We start from the raw sequence: 14,973 nt of genomic DNA, 5'->3' as shown, positions 1-14,973 counted from the left end.
CGCCCCTGCCGCGCATGCGTCCCATGAGCCCCCGCGCTCGGCGCTCCGACCCGGCGGATCCTGACGGGATGACCGCCGAACACCCTCCCCGCAGCATCACGTCGATCCTGAACCGGCTCCTCGATCGGCGCGACCGCTGGGGCCACCTCACCACCACCGTCACGCGCTACGGCAGCGCCTCCAGCACCCTCGTCGTCTATCCCCCGGGGACACCCGCCGACGAGCGGCGGCGCCAGCACCTCGCCGAGAGCTGGTCGACGATCGGATTCGTGCTCCTCCTAGCCTTCGCGGCCCTCGCTCTCACCGGCGCGGACGCGTGGTGGATCGCCTCGATCCTCACCCTCCTCTACGGAGCCGGCGGACTCGCCCTCGCGAGGACGACCGCTCGCACACGCCGGGCCTCCGCCCACGCGAGCGCGCACGCCTCCCTGCTGGCAGACGCGACGCTCGGCGACGACATCGACCACCTCGCCTCCCTCGCCGCCGTGCTCCGCCGCGCCGATGCCGACCTCGACGAGGGCGAGCTGACCCCGGTCGAGCACGAGCTCGTCTGGACGGCCGTCCACCGGGCGGTCGCCGCCCACGAGTCGGGGCGGCAGCGGGGCGGTCTGCGGATCCTCCGAGACGACCCGCGCTGACCCCCGGACGCCCTGGGTGCACCATCGCCGCCGCCTCGATCCCGGCATCTCGCGCACGGCGAACGCGGGGCCCGGCGTGCCGATTCGCCGGTGCGCGCGAATGGGCGCATGATCGATCGGTGCCCGATCTGCAGCTCTCGTTCCCCTGGGAGACGCAGCCCGTCTTCGTGGACGCCGAGCCGCCGCACCTCAGGCGGGTCGTCGCCGACTCCTCGGACCGCGTCGCCTGGCTCCGCGCCCGCTCCCGCGGCATCACCGCGACCGACGTCGCCCGCCTCTCCTCGCCGGCGGCCATCGACAAGGCCGCGCTCGACAAGCTCTACGGCACGGGCTTCGGAGGCAACGCCTTCACCGATCACGGGCGGGCGCGCGAACCCGAGATCGCGGCCTGGGTCCGCCGCGAGCACGCGATCGAGCCGAGCAGCACGCTCTTCCACGCGAGCCAGGAGCGCCGTCACCTCGCCACTCCCGACGGCATCGGCCTGCGCCAGGACGGCCGGCTCGAGCTGTGCGAGATCAAGACGACCACGAAGCCGTGGAAGAGCATCCCGCGGCACTACCTGCGCCAGGTCTTCTGGCAGCAGTACGTCCTGGGTGCCGAGCGCACCCTGGTCGTCTGGGAGCAGCACCGCGACTTCGTCCCCCTCGACGCCGATCCCGAGTGCCGCTGGGTCGACCGCGACGAGGACGAGATCCACATGCTGGTCCGTCTCGCCGGGATGCTGATGGCGGAGCTGCACGAGAGAACGCGCGCGGGCCGGCGGTGACCGCCCTGCTCCTGCACGGTCTGGGCGGCGATCGCTCCCAGCCGCTGGGTCTGCTGCGCTCCGCGCTCCCGGCCGGCACCGAGGTCCTCGCCCCCGACATCCGCGCCCACGGCTCCTCCGACGAGCTCGGCGCGGCGGCCGACTTCTCGCTCGACTCCCTCGCCGACGAGGTGACCGAGCAGGTGGTCCGCGCCGGAGCCGCGCACAAGCCGCTCACGGTCCTCGGCATCTCGATGGGCGCGGCGATCGCCCTGAAGCTGGCGAGCCGGAAGGTGCTGCCGATCGACCGCGCGGTGTTCGTCAGACCGGCCTTCACGGCCGAGCCGCTGCCCGAGAACCTCTCGGTGTTCCCCGTGATCGCGCAGCTGCTGCACGATCACGGAGCCAAGCGCGGCGAGCGGCTGTTCCGCGCCTCCGGGCTCTTCGCCCGCGCCGCCCAGGTGTCACCGGCGTCGGCGGAGGCGCTGGTGCTGCAGTTCCGCTCTCCCCGCGCCGCCGAGCGCGCGGTCCGGCTCGCCGAGATCCCGCGTAACGCCGCCTACCGCGACTCGGGCGAGCTGGCCGGAGTGATCGCGCGCACGCTCGTCATCGCCGCCGACCGCGACCCGGTGCACCCGGTCGCCGTCGCGGAGCAGTGGGCTAGGGCTCTTCCGGATGCAGACCTCGAGCGGGTCCCGGCACGGGACGCCGGCCTCGCCGCTCAGCAGGATCGGATCCGCGGGCACGTCCGCGACTGGCTCGCACGGCGCTGACCTCCTCGGCGGCCAGGGCCACTCCGACGACCGCCAGCCAGAGCACGGCGATCGCGGTCGCCACGAACTCGAGAGTGCCGCCGAGACCCATCCACACCCGCAGGAGGGAGAGCACTGCTCCTGCGCCGGCCACGACCGCGACAGCGATCCCCGCGATCAGCGACAGCCGCGCGACTCCGGGGCGCTCGCGGGCCGTGGCCAGCTGCAGCATGGCCACGCAGGCCGCCGCGAAGCCGAGGACGGCTGCCGAGGTGTGGATGAGGTCCTGCCAGCTGAAGGCCGGCCCCACGGGCAGCGGGCAGCCGGCCGTGCAGGTGACCTGCGACGCGAGAGCGAAGCAGGCCGCGGCGAGGAGGATCACGGCCGAGGGCGGAAGACCCCTGAGGAGCCGGGTCCGCACGCTCCACGAGCCTGCCGCGATCAGCGCCCCTCCGGCCGCCACGAGGAGGAGCGCGATGCGGAAGGTCCCGGCGGTCGGCAGATCGGGGGCACCCATCTCGCTGACGTAGACCCAGCGGCTCGTGCCGATGCTCGCTCGCGCCGCCAGGAGCAGCGAGAGACCCGCCAGGACGAGGGCTGCGCCGCTCACGAGGACGGTGATCCGTGCCCGACAACGCTGCATCCCCTCATCGTGCCAGACCGGCGGCCGACTCCCGGTACACCTCCCGTCCGGGGGCCATCCGGGCAATCTTCTCGGGCGGGTGACACCGCCGTAACAGCCCGGACTCATTACCTCGATTGACTGAGCGCGGCACTCGGAAGCGGGGTCGGGGGTGCAGTTCTGCCGTTCCCTCCCGCTCGAACCACCACCGGTGCCGCGACAGGAAGGGCGATGATGCACAACAGTGCGCTCGGGCACGGCCTCGTGATCGGAGAGATCCCGGAGGAGGTCGTCGTGCCCGACACGATGACGGCCGCCGTCATCGACGCTCCGGGCGACGCCTCGGTGCTCCACCTCGCGACGGTGCCGACTCCCACGGCCATCAACGCCGAGTTCACCGTCAAGGTGATCGCGGCAGGAGTGAACCCGCTCGACGCGAAGACGCGCGCGGGTCGCGGCGTCGCCTCGCAGATCGGCTCCTACCCGGCGGTCCTCGGTCACGACTTCTCGGGAGTCGTCGTCTCTAGCCCCTACCCCGCGCACTCGCTGCGACCCGGCGACGAGGTCTACGGCTTCGTGATGGTGCCCCGCTACTCGGGCTCGTACGCCGAGTACGTGACGGTGCCGAGCGTCTCGGTCACCAGGAAGCCCTCGACTCTTTCACACGTCGAGGCGGCGGGAGTGCCGCTCGCCGCGCTGACGGCCTGGGGCATGGTCGTCGAGCTGGCGAAGGCGCACGAGGGGCAGCGGATGCTCATCCACGCCGGTTCCGGCGGAGTCGGCCACTTCGCGGTCCAGTTCGCCGCCTACTTCGGGGCCTCCGTCATCGCGACCGGCTCGACCCGCAACCTGCAGTGGCTGCGCGAGCTCGGTGCGTCGCGGGTGATCGACCACACCACCGAGCGGTTCGACGAGCTCCTCGACGAGGTCGACGTGGTCATCGACCTCGTCGGCAACGTGCACGACCGCACCGGCTCGCGCTCGCTGACGGTGCTGCGGCCGGGCGGCCTGATCGTCAACGCCCCCACCGGGAGCTGGCCCGAGTTCTTCGAGGAGTCGGCGGCGGCGGGAGTCCGCGCCTCCACCTACAAGGTCGCCCCGGACGGCGCCACGCTCGCGGTGGTCTCGCGACTGCTCGAGTCGGGCGACGTCCGCGTCTTCATCGACGGCATCTTCCCGCTCGCTCAGGCCTGCCAGGCGCACGAGCAGCTCGAGACCGGTCACACCCGCGGCAAGATCGTGCTCACGGTCGCCGAGGGCTGACCCGACGGCGGGATCAGAGGGCGCGCTCGAGCACGAAGTCGTCCTCCCACCGTCCACCGACGAGGAACCGCCTCGTGCCCACGACCTCGAAGCCGTGCTTCGCGTAGAAGCGGCGCGCCCGCGCGTTCTCCTGGTTCACGCCCAGCCAGACTCCGCGCGCGCCGCTCTCCCCCGCCTCCTCGATGCTCGCCGTCATCAGCCGGGCGGCGATCCCCGAGCCGTGCCGGGCGGGCAGCGCGTAGCACTTGCTGACCTCCACCGTCGGCCGGTGCACGATCGCGGAGGCGGCGTCCGGGTCGGCGGGCTCGCCCCGGAGGAGCATGGTGTAGGCGAGCGCCCCCGTCTCGTCCTCGGCCACGAACAGCATCCGGGCCTCGTCGGCGAGGTACTCGCGGAACCGCTCGACCGACAGCACCGTGCGGATGAAGTCGGCCTTCGCCTCCGCCGTGACGTGGGGCGGGCAGGCGAGCGGGAACGTCGCCGCCGCCAGGATCGAGAGCGCCCCGGCGTCGGACGCGGCGGCACGGCGCACCGTCACGGGCGAGCCGGGCGGGAGGGAGGGATCGGCCACGCCGACCAGTATGCCCGCGGAGGCGGGCGCCTCCGGAGACGACGAAGGAGAGGGCCCGCCGAAGCGGACCCCCTCCCTGTCAGTGCTGCGCCGCGGCTCAGGCGAGGACGTTGACGTCCAGCGGGATGCCGGGGCCGAAGGTCGTCGAGACGGCGGCCTTCTGGATGTAGCGGCCCTTCGAGGAGGACGGCTTCAGGCGGACGATCTCGTCGAGCGCCGTCTTGAAGTTCTCCTGGAGCTGCTCCTCGGTGAAAGCGGCCTTGCCGACGACGAGGTGCACGTTGGCGTGCTTGTCGACGCGGAACTCGATCTTGCCGCCCTTGATCTCGGTCACGGCCTTCGCCACGTCCGGGGTCACGGTGCCGGTCTTCGGGTTGGGCATGAGGCCGCGGGGGCCGAGCACCTTTCCGAGACGACCGACCTGGCCCATGAGCTCCGGCGTCGAGACGGCGGAGTCGAACGAGGTGTAGCCGCCGGCGACCTTCTCGATGAGCTCGGCGCCGCCGACCTCGTCGGCGCCTGCTGCGATCGCGGCCTCGGCCGCGGGGCCGGTCGCGAACACGATGACGCGGGCGGTCTTGCCCGTGCCGTGGGGGAGGATGACCGTTCCGCGGACCATCTGGTCGGCCTTGCGCGGGTCGACGCCGAGCTTGAGCGCGACCTCGACGGTGCTGTTGAACTTGGCCGAACCGGTCTCGCGTGCGAGAGCGACCGCCTCGTCGGCGGTGTAGAACTTGCCCTCTTCGAGCTTGGCCGCTGCGGCCCGGTAGGCCTTCGACTTCTGTGCCATGTTGTTTCTCCTTGAAACGAGAATGTGGTTCTAGAGCCTGGCGGGCTCTCCCACGGGTGTTGAGTTCTGGAAGGGCGCGAGGACTAGCCCTCTACGGTGATGCCCATCGAGCGGGCCGTGCCGGCGATGATCTTCGCTGCCGCGTCGATGTCGTTGGCGTTCAGGTCGACCTGCTTCGCCTCCGCGATCTCGCGGACCTGCGCGCGGGTCAGCTTGGCGACCTTGACGGTGTGCGGGGTCGACGAGCCCTTGGCGACGCCGGCGGCCTTCTTGATGAGCTCCGCGGCGGGCGGGGTCTTGAGGATGAACGTGAACGAACGGTCCTCGTAGACGGTGATCTCGACGGGGATGACGTTGCCGCGCTGCGACTCGGTCTGGGCGTTGTACGCCTTGCAGAACTCCATGATGTTGACGCCGTGCTGACCGAGCGCCGGTCCGATCGGGGGCGCGGGGTTCGCCGCGCCGGCCTTGATCTGGAGCTTGATCAGACCGGTGACCTTCTTCTTGGGGGCCATTCAGGATTCCTTTTCTCAGGGTTCGAGCGGTGGGGGTTCCCGGCCGCTCTCCCGCGCAGACGACACAGTCGCATCGCGGTGGAGGAGGGTCGGCCGGCGCGCACACTCGGGGCGCCGACACGAAAACCCGTCCGATCTTACACGCTTCGGGCCGGTAACGACAGGGCGACTCCTGCCGCAGGTGCCGGTGCAATCTGCAGGAGATCCTGCTTCTCCGGCCGACACCTGGCTCAGGAGAGCGCTTGCTCGCCTCGATCGCTGGCAGACCGTACCGATTCCTGCGAATCGCACGAGCACCCGCAGATCGCACCCCACCCCGCAACGCCGAACGCCCCCTCCGGCAGGCGGAGGAGGCGTTCGGCTGCAGCGCGACGGCGAGCGTCAGAGCTTGGTGACCTGATCGAACGACAGCTCGACCGGAGTCTCGCGCTCGAAGAGCGACACCAGCACCGTGAGCTTGCCGCTCTCGGGCTTGATCTCGCTGATCGAACCCGGAAGACCCGCGAACGAGCCCTCCTTGATCGTGATCGTCTCGCCGATCTCGAAGTCGACCTCGGCCGGCAGGACGCGCTGCGTCTGCTTCTGGCCCTTGGCGCCGGAGGCCTTCGACGGGGCGACGTCCTTGATCTCGACGAGGCTCTTCAGCATGGTGAAGGCCTCCTCGAAGCGCAGAGGAGTCGGGTTGTGGGCGTTGCCCACGAAGCCGGTCACGCCGGGGGTGTGCCGGACGACCGACCACGAGTCCTCGTTGAGGTCCATGCGCACCAGCACGTAGCCCGGGATGCGGACGCGGGTCACCATCTTGCGCTGGCCGTTCTTGATCTCGACCACGTCCTCCATCGGGACCTGGACCTCGAAGATGTAGTCCTCGGCCTCGAGCGAGACCTTGCGGTTCTCGATGTTCGACTTCACGCGCTTCTCGAAGCCGGCGTAGGAGTGGATGACGTACCACTTGCCCATCTTGCCGCGCAGCTCCGTGCGGAACGCCTCGTAGGGGTCGATGTCGGCGACGTCCTCGCCGGTGGCCTCCGCGTCCTCGGCGGCGACCTCGGCCTCGTCCTCGACCGCCTCGAGGGCCGCTTCGGCCTCCTCGACGGTGTCGATGTGCGCGGCCTCGTCGACGGCCGAGTCGGCCTCCGGGTCGTCGACCGAGCCGATCGCGTCGAGCGCCGCCTCCAGGTCGGAGGCGAGGTCGTCCTCGGACTCGTTCTCGTCGATGACGCTCAGCGCGCCCTCCTCGGCGGGCTCGATGGCGTCCTCAGCCTGGGCTAGGGTGCCGCCCTCCTGCGTCTCGTCGACCTCCGACGACTGCTCGGCAGCCGTCGCCCAGTCGACGTCGTCGCGGTTTCTGTCAGACACTCGTCACAACTCTCTCTCGTTCGATCCGGTCCGCGCCCGCTCGGGGCGCGCACCGCTGTCGCCGGCGTCCGCCGCTCTCGCGATCGCGGACGCCTCCGGGCTCAGGTGGCGGGTGTGCCGAAGACGTAGGTCACGGCCAGCGCGAACACCCAGTCGAGGAACGAGACCAGCGCCATCATGATGACGACGAAGATCAGCACCACCACGACGTAGTTGCCCAGCTCTTTGCGGGTCGGCGTGACGACCTTCTTCAGCTCGGCGATGACCTGCCGGATGAAGAGGGCGATCCTCGCGAACGGATTGCGCCGCGCGGCTCGCTGCTGATTCGCGATCGCGACGACGTCCTCGCTCGGCTCGTCGACTGCTTTCCCGGCCACCTGCACGCACCTTTCCCGCACCGGAACCTCCGGTGTGGCCGGCCGCCCGTGAGGCGGCCCTGGACCGATGTCCGCTGCATCGCGGGGACCGCGTGCGACGGGCATCGATGTGCAGGGCGGACAGGGCTCGAACCTGCAACCTGCGGTTTTGGAGACCGCTGCTCTACCAATTGAGCCACCGCCCTATGGATGCCGTTGCGGGCATCCGAGGAGGAGTCGGACCCCGCTCCCCCCGGCTGCGCACCCTCTCGGGCGCTGCGAATCGGGGCAGAGTTCGACTACCTCGGACGAGTGTACGTGGACCCGCTGGACGTGTCCAGCCGGGCACGACGGGGCGGAGGCGGCCCTCCGCGCGCGCAGGATACGCTGAGAATCGTGTCCTCCTCCGCTCGCATCTCCGCCCGCATCGCCGCCATCGCCGAGTCCGCGACCCTGAAGGTCGACGCCAAGGCGAAGGCACTCCAGGCGCAGGGCCGCCCCGTCATCTCGTACGCCGCCGGAGAGCCCGACTTCCGCACCCCCGAGCACATCGTCGAGGCCGCCTCGGCCGCCGTGCTCGACCCGCGGAACTACCGCTACACCCCGGCCGCCGGGCTGCCCGACCTCCGCGAGGCGATCGCCGAGAAGACCGCGCGCGACTCCGGATGGGCGGTCGAGGCCTCGCAGGTCGTCGTGACCAACGGCGGCAAGCAGGCCGTCTACCAGGCCTTCCAGACGCTCCTCGACGACGGCGACGAGGTGCTCGTCCCCACTCCCTACTGGACCACGTACCCCGAGGCGATCAAGCTCGCCGGAGGAGTGCAGGTCGACGTCTTCGCGGGCGCCGACCAGGGCTACCTCGTCACCGTCGAGCAGCTCGAGGCGGCGCGGACCGAGCGCACGACGGTGCTCCTCTTCGTCTCCCCCTCGAACCCGACCGGAGCCGTCTACTCGGCGGAGCAGACCCGCGCCATCGGCGAGTGGGCCGAGGAGCACGGCCTCTGGGTCGTCGCCGACGAGATCTACCAGAACCTCGTCTACGCCGAGGAGGGCCAGGACGACGCGGCGCCGCTCGAGTCGGCCACCTCGATCGTGGAGGCGGTTCCCGCGCTGCGCGACCGCACGATCCTCGTGAACGGCGTCGCGAAGACCTACGCGATGACGGGCTGGCGGGTGGGCTGGATGGTCGGCCCGGCCGACGCGATCAAGGGCGCCTCGAACCTGCAGTCGCACCTCTCGAGCAACGTCTCGAACATCTCGCAGCGCGCGGCCATCGCCGCTCTCACCGGCCCGCAGGAGCCGGCCGAGGAGATGCGCCTCGCGTTCGACCGCCGCCGGCGCACGATCGTCGCCGAGCTGAACGCGATCGACGGGGTCGAGTGCCCGACGCCGGGCGGAGCGTTCTACGTCTACCCCGACGTCAGCGGGCTGCTGAACCGCGAGTGGCGAGGCGTCACTCCGACGACCTCCCTCGAGCTGGCCGACCTCATCCTCGAGCAGGCCGAGGTCGCGACGGTCCCCGGAGAGGCCTTCGGCCCGAGCGGATACCTGCGCCTCTCCTACGCCCTCGGCGACGACGCGCTCCTCGAGGGCGTGAAGCGCCTCCAGGCGCTGTTCCGTTAGGCCGTTCTCCTCCTTCGTCGTCGAGCGGCCGCGGTCGGCTTCGCGACGGGTGCTGCAGCGAACCGCCGGTCGCGCTCGCGCCGTAGCCCACCGGTCGAGTGGCCGCGCAGCGGCCGACGCGCTCCCCGCAGCCTGATGGTCGAGTAGCCGCGCAGGCGGCGTCTCGAGACCGACCTCCCTGTGGACGTCGGCCCCGCGCAGGCCCGCCCGCTCGACTGCCGGATCAGCGAGGGGCGCGGGCGCGATCCGCAAGGGTGCGTCGGAATGCGGCGATCACTGTCCCTCGGGGCGCCGACAGTGCACGCTGGGACGATGAGCCCCGACTCCGCCGTCTGCGTCCGCGACCTGCGGAAGGACTACGGCGGCGCGCCGGCGGTCTCCGGCATCACGTTCGACATCCACCGCGGTGAGACCTTCGCCCTCCTCGGCCCCAACGGCGCGGGCAAGTCGACCACGATCGAGATCCTCGAGGGCTACCGCGACCGCTCCGGAGGCGAGGTCTCGGTGCTCGGCGTCGACCCGCGGCACGGCGATCTCGCCTGGAAGTCGCGGCTCGGGATCGTGCTCCAGTCCAGCGGCGAGTCCGGCAACGCCACCGTCCGCGAGCAGATCGCCCACTTCGCCGGCCTGTACCCGCACCCGCGCGACGTCGACGAGACGATCGAGGCGGTCGGACTCACCGCCAAGGCGCGCTCGCGCATCGGGAAGCTCTCGGGCGGCCAGCGTCGACGCGTCGACGTGGCGCTGGGCATCATCGGACGCCCCGAGCTCGTGTTCCTCGACGAGCCGACCACGGGCTTCGATCCGGAGGCTCGCCACTCCTTCTGGGAGCTGGTCGCGCTGCTCAAGAGCGAGGGCACGACGATCCTGCTGACCACCCACTACCTCGACGAGGCGGCACGGCTCGGCGATCGGGCCGCCGTCATCGCGGGCGGCCGCCTGCTGGCCATCGGTCCGGTGAGCGAGATCGGCGGCGACGAGGCCCGGGTGCCGATCGTCCAGTGGGAGGAGGCGGGGGTGCTGCACCGGGTCCGCTCCGCCGAACCCGCCCGGCTCGTCGCCGAGCTCGGCGAGCGGCTCGGCGAACCCGCCGCCCTCGAGGTCGTCCGTCCGAGCCTCGAGGACATCTACCTCGACCTCATCCGCGACGATCGCGCGGGCGACACCCTCGACCGCATCGGAGAACCCGCATGAGCACCCTCGTCTCCCCCGGCCGGGTCCGGCCGTTGCGCACCGGCCCCGGCCGGACGCTCCGCCTCGGGGCGGCGCGTGCGCGCTACGAGGTGCGCTCCTACTTCCGCGCGCCCGACCAGGTCTTCTTCACCTTCCTCTTCCCGGTGCTGCTGTTGACGATCTTCTCGGTGGCGTTCGGCGAGAACGCCGTGATGCAGTCCGACCCGCAGAGCGCTGGCATCACGATGGCCGAGTACTACGTGCCGGGACTCGCGGCGGCCGGCATCCTGCTCTCGGGCGTGCAGAACCTCGGAGTCGACATCGCGGTCGAGCGCAGCGACGGCACGCTGAAGCGTCTCGCCGGGGCTCCCCTGCCGGTGCTGAGCTACTTCCTCGGCAAGTTCGGGCAGGTGCTCGTGACCAGCCTCGCGCAGACCGCCCTGCTCCTGGTCGTCGCCGCCACCGTCTTCTCGGTCGAGCTGCCGACCGACGGGTGGCGCTGGGCGACGTTCGCCTGGGTCTACCTCGCCGGAGTGGCGACGTCGGCGATCCTCGGGATCGCCGTCTCTGCTCTGCCCCGGTCGGGCAAGAGCGCGACGGCGGTCATCGTGCCGCCGCTGCTCGTGCTGCAGTTCATCTCGGGGTCGTACCTCTCGTTCACGACGCTGCCGGACTGGCTGCAGAACGTCGCGAGCGTCTTCCCGCTGAAGTGGATCGCGCAGGGGATGCGCGCCGTCTTCCTCCCGTCGGACTTCGAGAGGCTCGAGGTCGACGGAGCCTGGGATCTGGGCGGAGTCGCCATCGCCCTGGCCGTCTGGCTGGTCGTGGGACTGGTGGCGTGCCGGCTGACGTTCCGCTGGATCCGCCGCGACTCCTGACGGCCGCCCCGCCCGCGTCAGACCGTGGTGCCGACGACGACCGGCTCCGGGTGCAGGAGCACGCCGAACTCGGAGAGCACCCTGCCCTGCACGTAGCGGGCCAGCTCGGCGATCTCCTCAGCGCGGGCGCCGCCCCGGTTCGTGAGGGCGAGCGTGTGCTTGCTCGAGACGGCGGCGCGCGAGCCCGGCAGCGCGAACCCGCGCGAGACTCCCGAGTGCTCGATCAACCACGCCGCGCTGAGCTTGACCAGCTCACCGGGCGCCGCGGGAGCGGGGACGCCGACGGGCGCACCCGCCTCGACGGCCGAGAGAGGGGTGACCACGGCGGCCTCGTGCACGGGCTCGACCGGCCAGCGCGGGGCCGCGGGCGGCAGCGAGTCGGCGAAGGCGACCGTGACCAGGGGGTTCGTGAAGAAGGAGCCGGCACTGGCCGTGTCGGGGTCGGCCGGGTCGAGCACCATGCCCTTCGACGCCCGCAGCCGGAGGACGGTCTCGCGCACCGCGGTCAGCGGTACGCGATCACCGAGAGCGACTCCGAGGGCCGTGGCGAGCTGGCTGTAGGCCACGGGCGACCCGGCGCCCTGCTCCCCCGACTCCTCGAGGAGCAGCTCGACGGCGAGGACGACCCCGCGGCGACCCTGCTTGATGACCGACGTGCGGTAGCCGAGCCCGAGCTCCTCGGCGCTCAGCCGCACCGGCTCGCGGGCTCCCTCGTCGAGGAAGGACACCGCGACGAGGGTGTCCGACAGCTCCTGACCGTAGGCGCCGATGTTCTGCACGGGCGAGGCGCCGACGGTCCCGGGGATCCCGCTCAGGGCCTCGAGCCCGGCCCAGCCTCGCTCCACCGCCGCGGCGACGAGCCCGTCCCACGACTCCCCCGCCTGCACGCGGAGGTGTACGGCTCCCGGCTCGGCGGTCTCGAGGCGCTCGATGCCCGAGGTGCGCACGAGGACGACCGTCGCGTCGACTCCGTCGTCGCCGACCAGGAGGTTCGAGCCTCCGCCGAGGACGAGCCACGGCTCGTCGTCGGCCCAGAGCGTCTGGAGGGTCGAGACCAGCTCGGCCTCGGTCGTCGCTTCGACGAGGCGACCGGCGGGGCCGCCGACCCGGAGCGTCGTGAGCGAGGAGAGAGGAGTCATCGCGAGTCGGTCACGACAGGGCGACGCGCGCCTGGGCCTTGCCGAGGACGGCCTGTCCGGCGACGCTCACGGCGAGGTCGATGCGCGCCCAGCCCTCGTCGAGTCCGAGCGCACCGACCTTCGCGACGACGTCGACATCGGCGCCCTCGCGAGGATCGACCACGACCGGTCGGGTGAAGCGCACCTGGTAGTCGACCACGAGGCCCGGGTCGCCGACCCAGTCGACGACGACCTGCACGGCCGTCCCCATCGTGAGCATCCCGTGCGCCAGCACGCCCGGGAGCCCCACCTCGGCGGCGACGTCGTCGCGGTAGTGGATCGGGTTGAAGTCTCCCGAGGCGCCGGCGTATCGGACGAGGGTGCCGCGCTCGAGGTGGAACCGCCTCTCGGCGACCACGTCACCGACCGACAGCTCGGCGAGGGCGGGGCGGTCGGCGGTCATTCGTCTCCCCTGACGACGAGAGTGGACACCGCGGTGACGACGTGCGCGCCCTCGACGTCGACCATGGTCGACTCCGTGGTCACCATCGAGTGCGCACCGAGGCGCTTGATCGAGGCGACGGCGAGGGTGGCCGTCAGCTCGTCACCGGCGACGATCGGCCGGGAGTAGCTGAACCGCTGGTCGCCGTGCACGACCCGGCTGAAGTCGATCCCGGAGTCGGGCTCGGCGAGGAGCCGCGCGAGGGTGTACTCCTGCACCACCACGGCGAACGTGGGCGGCGCGACGACGTCGCCGTAGCCGGCCTCGCGGGCTGCCTGCGCGTCGTGGTGGAGGGGAGAGGTCGCGGAGACGGCGCGGGCGAACTCGCGGACCTTCTCCCGACCCACCTGATAGGGCTCGGTGGGCGCGAAGACGCGGCCGACGAGTTCGGGGTTCACTGGCACCCGGCCATCCTAGGCGCTGCCGTCAGGGCTCCCCGGGGGCCGGTGGGCGCCTCCGATCGCTCACGCCGGTATGACCATCGGCAATTTCCCATCTGCATGTGGCTGACCGCAGCGCCGACTTCTCGGAAGCTGGCGGGCATGGCCACACCCTCCCCCGATCGCGACTGGACCACCTACGCCCGCGAGCTCGGCACCAACATGCACCGCGCGCGCATCGCCAAGGGCGAGAGCCAGGAGCGGATCGCGCACGCGGCGGGCCTCGCCGGCTACACCTACCAGAAGTTCGAGAAGGGGGAGTCGAAGCCGGGGTCGCCGGCCAACCCCACGCTGCACACCCTGCTCGCGCTCTGCGAGGCCCTCGGGGTCGAGCTGATGGACCTGCTGCCGCCGAACCCGCCCCGCGCCTCACGCGGTGGGATCGAGTAGGCGCAGCGTCGACTCCACCCCGCGGACGAGCCGTGCGGCGGAGCTGAGATCGAGGTCGAGGGCGCCGAGGCCGTCGGCCTCGACCCGCAGCCGCTCCTCTCCCGCAGGGCCCGGCCGGCAGACGGAGACGTGCACCGTCACCGCCGACGGGTCGCCCGGCTCCCCGGTGTCCGACCAGAGCACCATCGGCAGCGATCTCGTCGCGGAGCGGTGCAGCCGCTCCGCCGCCGCCGAGATCTCGTCGTGCTCACCCGCGCACCACCGAGGGCATCCATCGCCGCGCCTGCCGTCCTTGCGTCCATCCACGTTCCGCACCAATCGCTCGAGGCGCCCAGCACACCAGGCGGCACCGACATCGAGGCGCATCTCCCGGCCGGATTCCGGCGGGGTGTGGACAAGCAGTCGCCTCGCCCCCGCTGTGGAGGAGCGCGATCAGGATCCCATACGCGCATGGTGCCCGAAGCGAACTGGCGCGACTCGCACCGGCCGGCTCAGCGGTGCACGATCAGCCAGGTGGCGACGGCCGGCGCAGGCCCGCGATTGACCATCCGATGGGGGCGCTCGCACGGGAAGGTGATGGCATCGCCCGCCGCGAGCACGACGACCTCGTCCTCGAACTCGATCGTGAGCTCGCCGAGCGTCACGGTGCCGATCTCGAAGCCGTCGTGGCGGAGGAACTGGCGGTGGGCCGTCGAGGTCGCGCCCGGCGGGTAGGTCGACTCGAAGAAGTCGACCGTGTCGACCAGACCGGGTGCCAGTCGACGGAAGAGGACTCCTCCGTCGAGGACGACGGGCGCCACCTCCCCCGCCCGGATCACCGCGGACTCGACCACCGCGGGCGCGACCGCGGCGGGCTCGGGAGCGGCGGAGTCGAACACGGCCGAGAGGGGCACACCGAGAGCCCCGACCACGGCGATCAGGCGCCCGACAGAGGGCTGCATCGCGCCGCGCTCGATCTGGGAGACGGCGCTGATCGAGATCCCGAGCCGACCGGCGAGCGCGCGCTGCGACACTCCTGCGGCGAGCCGCAGCTCCCGGAGCCGGGCTCCGAGCCGGTCGCGATCGGCCGCGCCGGTGGCTCCGCTGTCGGAGAGCATCACTCGTCATCCTTCCCTCGGCGAACGTCACGCAGCCGTAACCGAGCCGAAACGAACCGCGGGGCACCGCGCCGTAGGTTGACATCTCAGTGAAGCGATCACTTCACTCCGAGCCACTGCCCCACGCTCCTCGCGGTGAC

General features: G+C 71.6%; 19 protein-coding genes and 1 tRNA gene. 8 read left to right on the top strand and 12 right to left on the bottom strand.

Features of this window, described 5'->3' with window-relative positions; all coding sequences use genetic code 11:
* Positions 1-68: 68 nt before the first annotated feature.
* From B9Y99_RS18835 to B9Y99_RS18545, 3 genes are all read left to right on the top strand, one after another.
* A complete protein-coding gene (locus tag B9Y99_RS18835; RefSeq protein ID WP_085476948.1) occupies positions 69-638 on the top strand; it encodes a DUF6611 family protein in 570 nt (189 codons plus the stop codon).
* Positions 639-757: 119 nt separating this feature from the next.
* On the top strand, positions 758-1,405 hold the full coding sequence (locus tag B9Y99_RS18550) for a YqaJ viral recombinase family protein (protein WP_425298483.1): 648 nt from the start codon (positions 758-760) through the stop codon (positions 1,403-1,405).
* Positions 1,402-2,157, top strand: a complete 756-nt coding sequence (locus B9Y99_RS18545; RefSeq protein ID WP_165759620.1) for an alpha/beta fold hydrolase — start codon at positions 1,402-1,404, stop codon at positions 2,155-2,157. Before B9Y99_RS18550 ends, B9Y99_RS18545 begins: the two co-directional genes overlap by 4 nt.
* On the opposite strand, the gene B9Y99_RS12770 is transcribed toward B9Y99_RS18545, so the two are convergent.
* Positions 2,045-2,746: a DUF998 domain-containing protein gene (locus B9Y99_RS12770; protein ID WP_208856952.1), complete on the bottom strand. Its 702-nt coding sequence runs from the start codon at positions 2,744-2,746 to the stop codon at positions 2,045-2,047. The genes B9Y99_RS18545 and B9Y99_RS12770 overlap by 113 nt on opposite strands.
* Before the next feature lie 246 nt (positions 2,747-2,992).
* On the opposite strand from B9Y99_RS12770, the gene B9Y99_RS12765 reads away from it, so the two are divergent.
* Positions 2,993-4,021, top strand: a complete 1,029-nt coding sequence (locus tag B9Y99_RS12765; protein ID WP_425298486.1) for an NADP-dependent oxidoreductase — start codon at positions 2,993-2,995, stop codon at positions 4,019-4,021.
* A gap of 13 nt (positions 4,022-4,034) precedes the next feature.
* Here the strand turns inward: B9Y99_RS12765 and B9Y99_RS12760 are convergent, their stop codons facing one another.
* The 6 genes from B9Y99_RS12760 to B9Y99_RS12735 form a co-directional block, all read right to left on the bottom strand.
* Positions 4,035-4,592 (bottom strand): GNAT family N-acetyltransferase, encoded by a 558-nt coding sequence (locus tag B9Y99_RS12760; protein ID WP_208856951.1) that lies wholly within the window; start codon positions 4,590-4,592, stop codon positions 4,035-4,037.
* Between the two features lie 97 nt (positions 4,593-4,689).
* Positions 4,690-5,382: a 50S ribosomal protein L1 gene (rplA, locus tag B9Y99_RS12755; RefSeq protein WP_085476945.1), complete on the bottom strand. Its 693-nt coding sequence runs from the start codon at positions 5,380-5,382 to the stop codon at positions 4,690-4,692.
* A gap of 83 nt (positions 5,383-5,465) precedes the next feature.
* Positions 5,466-5,897: a 50S ribosomal protein L11 gene (gene rplK / locus B9Y99_RS12750; RefSeq protein ID WP_085476944.1), complete on the bottom strand. Its 432-nt coding sequence runs from the start codon at positions 5,895-5,897 to the stop codon at positions 5,466-5,468.
* Positions 5,898-6,278: 381 nt separating this feature from the next.
* Entirely contained in the window at positions 6,279-7,256 is a 978-nt protein-coding gene (nusG, locus tag B9Y99_RS12745) for a transcription termination/antitermination protein NusG (protein ID WP_085476943.1), read from the bottom strand.
* 101 nt (positions 7,257-7,357) lie between these two features.
* Complete coding sequence (gene secE / locus B9Y99_RS12740; protein ID WP_056041554.1) at positions 7,358-7,633, bottom strand: preprotein translocase subunit SecE; 276 nt, start codon at positions 7,631-7,633, stop codon at positions 7,358-7,360.
* A 112-nt stretch (positions 7,634-7,745) separates the two neighbouring features.
* Positions 7,746-7,818, bottom strand: a tRNA-Trp gene (locus B9Y99_RS12735).
* A 190-nt stretch (positions 7,819-8,008) separates the two neighbouring features.
* Between B9Y99_RS12735 and B9Y99_RS12730 the strand changes: the two genes are divergently transcribed.
* The 3 genes from B9Y99_RS12730 to B9Y99_RS12720 all read left to right on the top strand — a co-directional run bounded on the left by B9Y99_RS12730 (position 8,009) and on the right by B9Y99_RS12720 (position 11,286).
* Positions 8,009-9,235 carry a pyridoxal phosphate-dependent aminotransferase gene (locus tag B9Y99_RS12730; protein WP_085476942.1) on the top strand — a complete coding sequence of 409 codons (1,227 nt, stop codon included), beginning with the start codon at positions 8,009-8,011 and terminating at the stop codon, positions 9,233-9,235.
* 312 nt (positions 9,236-9,547) lie between these two features.
* Positions 9,548-10,429, top strand: a complete 882-nt coding sequence (locus tag B9Y99_RS12725; protein WP_085476941.1) for an ABC transporter ATP-binding protein — start codon at positions 9,548-9,550, stop codon at positions 10,427-10,429.
* Entirely contained in the window at positions 10,426-11,286 is an 861-nt protein-coding gene (locus tag B9Y99_RS12720) for an ABC transporter permease (protein ID WP_085476940.1), read from the top strand. The genes B9Y99_RS12725 and B9Y99_RS12720 overlap by 4 nt, the downstream gene beginning before the upstream one ends.
* A gap of 17 nt (positions 11,287-11,303) precedes the next feature.
* Here the strand turns inward: B9Y99_RS12720 and B9Y99_RS12715 are convergent, their stop codons facing one another.
* From B9Y99_RS12715 to B9Y99_RS12705, 3 genes are read right to left on the bottom strand one after another with little or no spacing between them, the layout of a single operon-like run.
* Positions 11,304-12,425 (bottom strand): UDP-N-acetylmuramate dehydrogenase, encoded by a 1,122-nt coding sequence (locus B9Y99_RS12715; protein WP_085476939.1) that lies wholly within the window; start codon positions 12,423-12,425, stop codon positions 11,304-11,306.
* A 10-nt stretch (positions 12,426-12,435) separates the two neighbouring features.
* Positions 12,436-12,867, bottom strand: a complete 432-nt coding sequence (locus B9Y99_RS12710; protein WP_085476938.1) for a MaoC/PaaZ C-terminal domain-containing protein — start codon at positions 12,865-12,867, stop codon at positions 12,436-12,438.
* Entirely contained in the window at positions 12,864-13,310 is a 447-nt protein-coding gene (locus tag B9Y99_RS12705; RefSeq protein WP_085476937.1) for an FAS1-like dehydratase domain-containing protein, read from the bottom strand. The genes B9Y99_RS12710 and B9Y99_RS12705 overlap by 4 nt, the downstream gene beginning before the upstream one ends.
* Positions 13,311-13,448: 138 nt before the next feature.
* Here B9Y99_RS12705 and B9Y99_RS12700 point away from each other — a divergent pair, with 138 nt between their 5' ends.
* On the top strand, positions 13,449-13,736 hold the full coding sequence (locus B9Y99_RS12700; RefSeq protein WP_085476936.1) for a helix-turn-helix domain-containing protein: 288 nt from the start codon (positions 13,449-13,451) through the stop codon (positions 13,734-13,736).
* Here B9Y99_RS12700 and B9Y99_RS18540 read toward each other — a convergent pair.
* Positions 13,716-14,042: a DUF6907 domain-containing protein gene (locus tag B9Y99_RS18540; RefSeq protein WP_129588024.1), complete on the bottom strand. Its 327-nt coding sequence runs from the start codon at positions 14,040-14,042 to the stop codon at positions 13,716-13,718. The two genes, B9Y99_RS12700 and B9Y99_RS18540, sit on opposite strands and share 21 nt — an antisense overlap.
* A gap of 185 nt (positions 14,043-14,227) precedes the next feature.
* Positions 14,228-14,833: a helix-turn-helix domain-containing protein gene (locus tag B9Y99_RS12690; RefSeq protein ID WP_085476934.1), complete on the bottom strand. Its 606-nt coding sequence runs from the start codon at positions 14,831-14,833 to the stop codon at positions 14,228-14,230.
* Between the last annotated feature and the right edge of the window lie 140 nt (positions 14,834-14,973).

Origin of the sequence: Rathayibacter oskolensis, from assembly GCF_900177245.1 — a bacterium.
Classification (GTDB): Bacteria; Actinomycetota; Actinomycetes; order Actinomycetales; family Microbacteriaceae; genus Rathayibacter; species Rathayibacter oskolensis.
The sequence above is the reverse complement of the archived record's forward strand: the minus strand, read 5'-3'. Positions and strand labels throughout refer to the sequence as shown.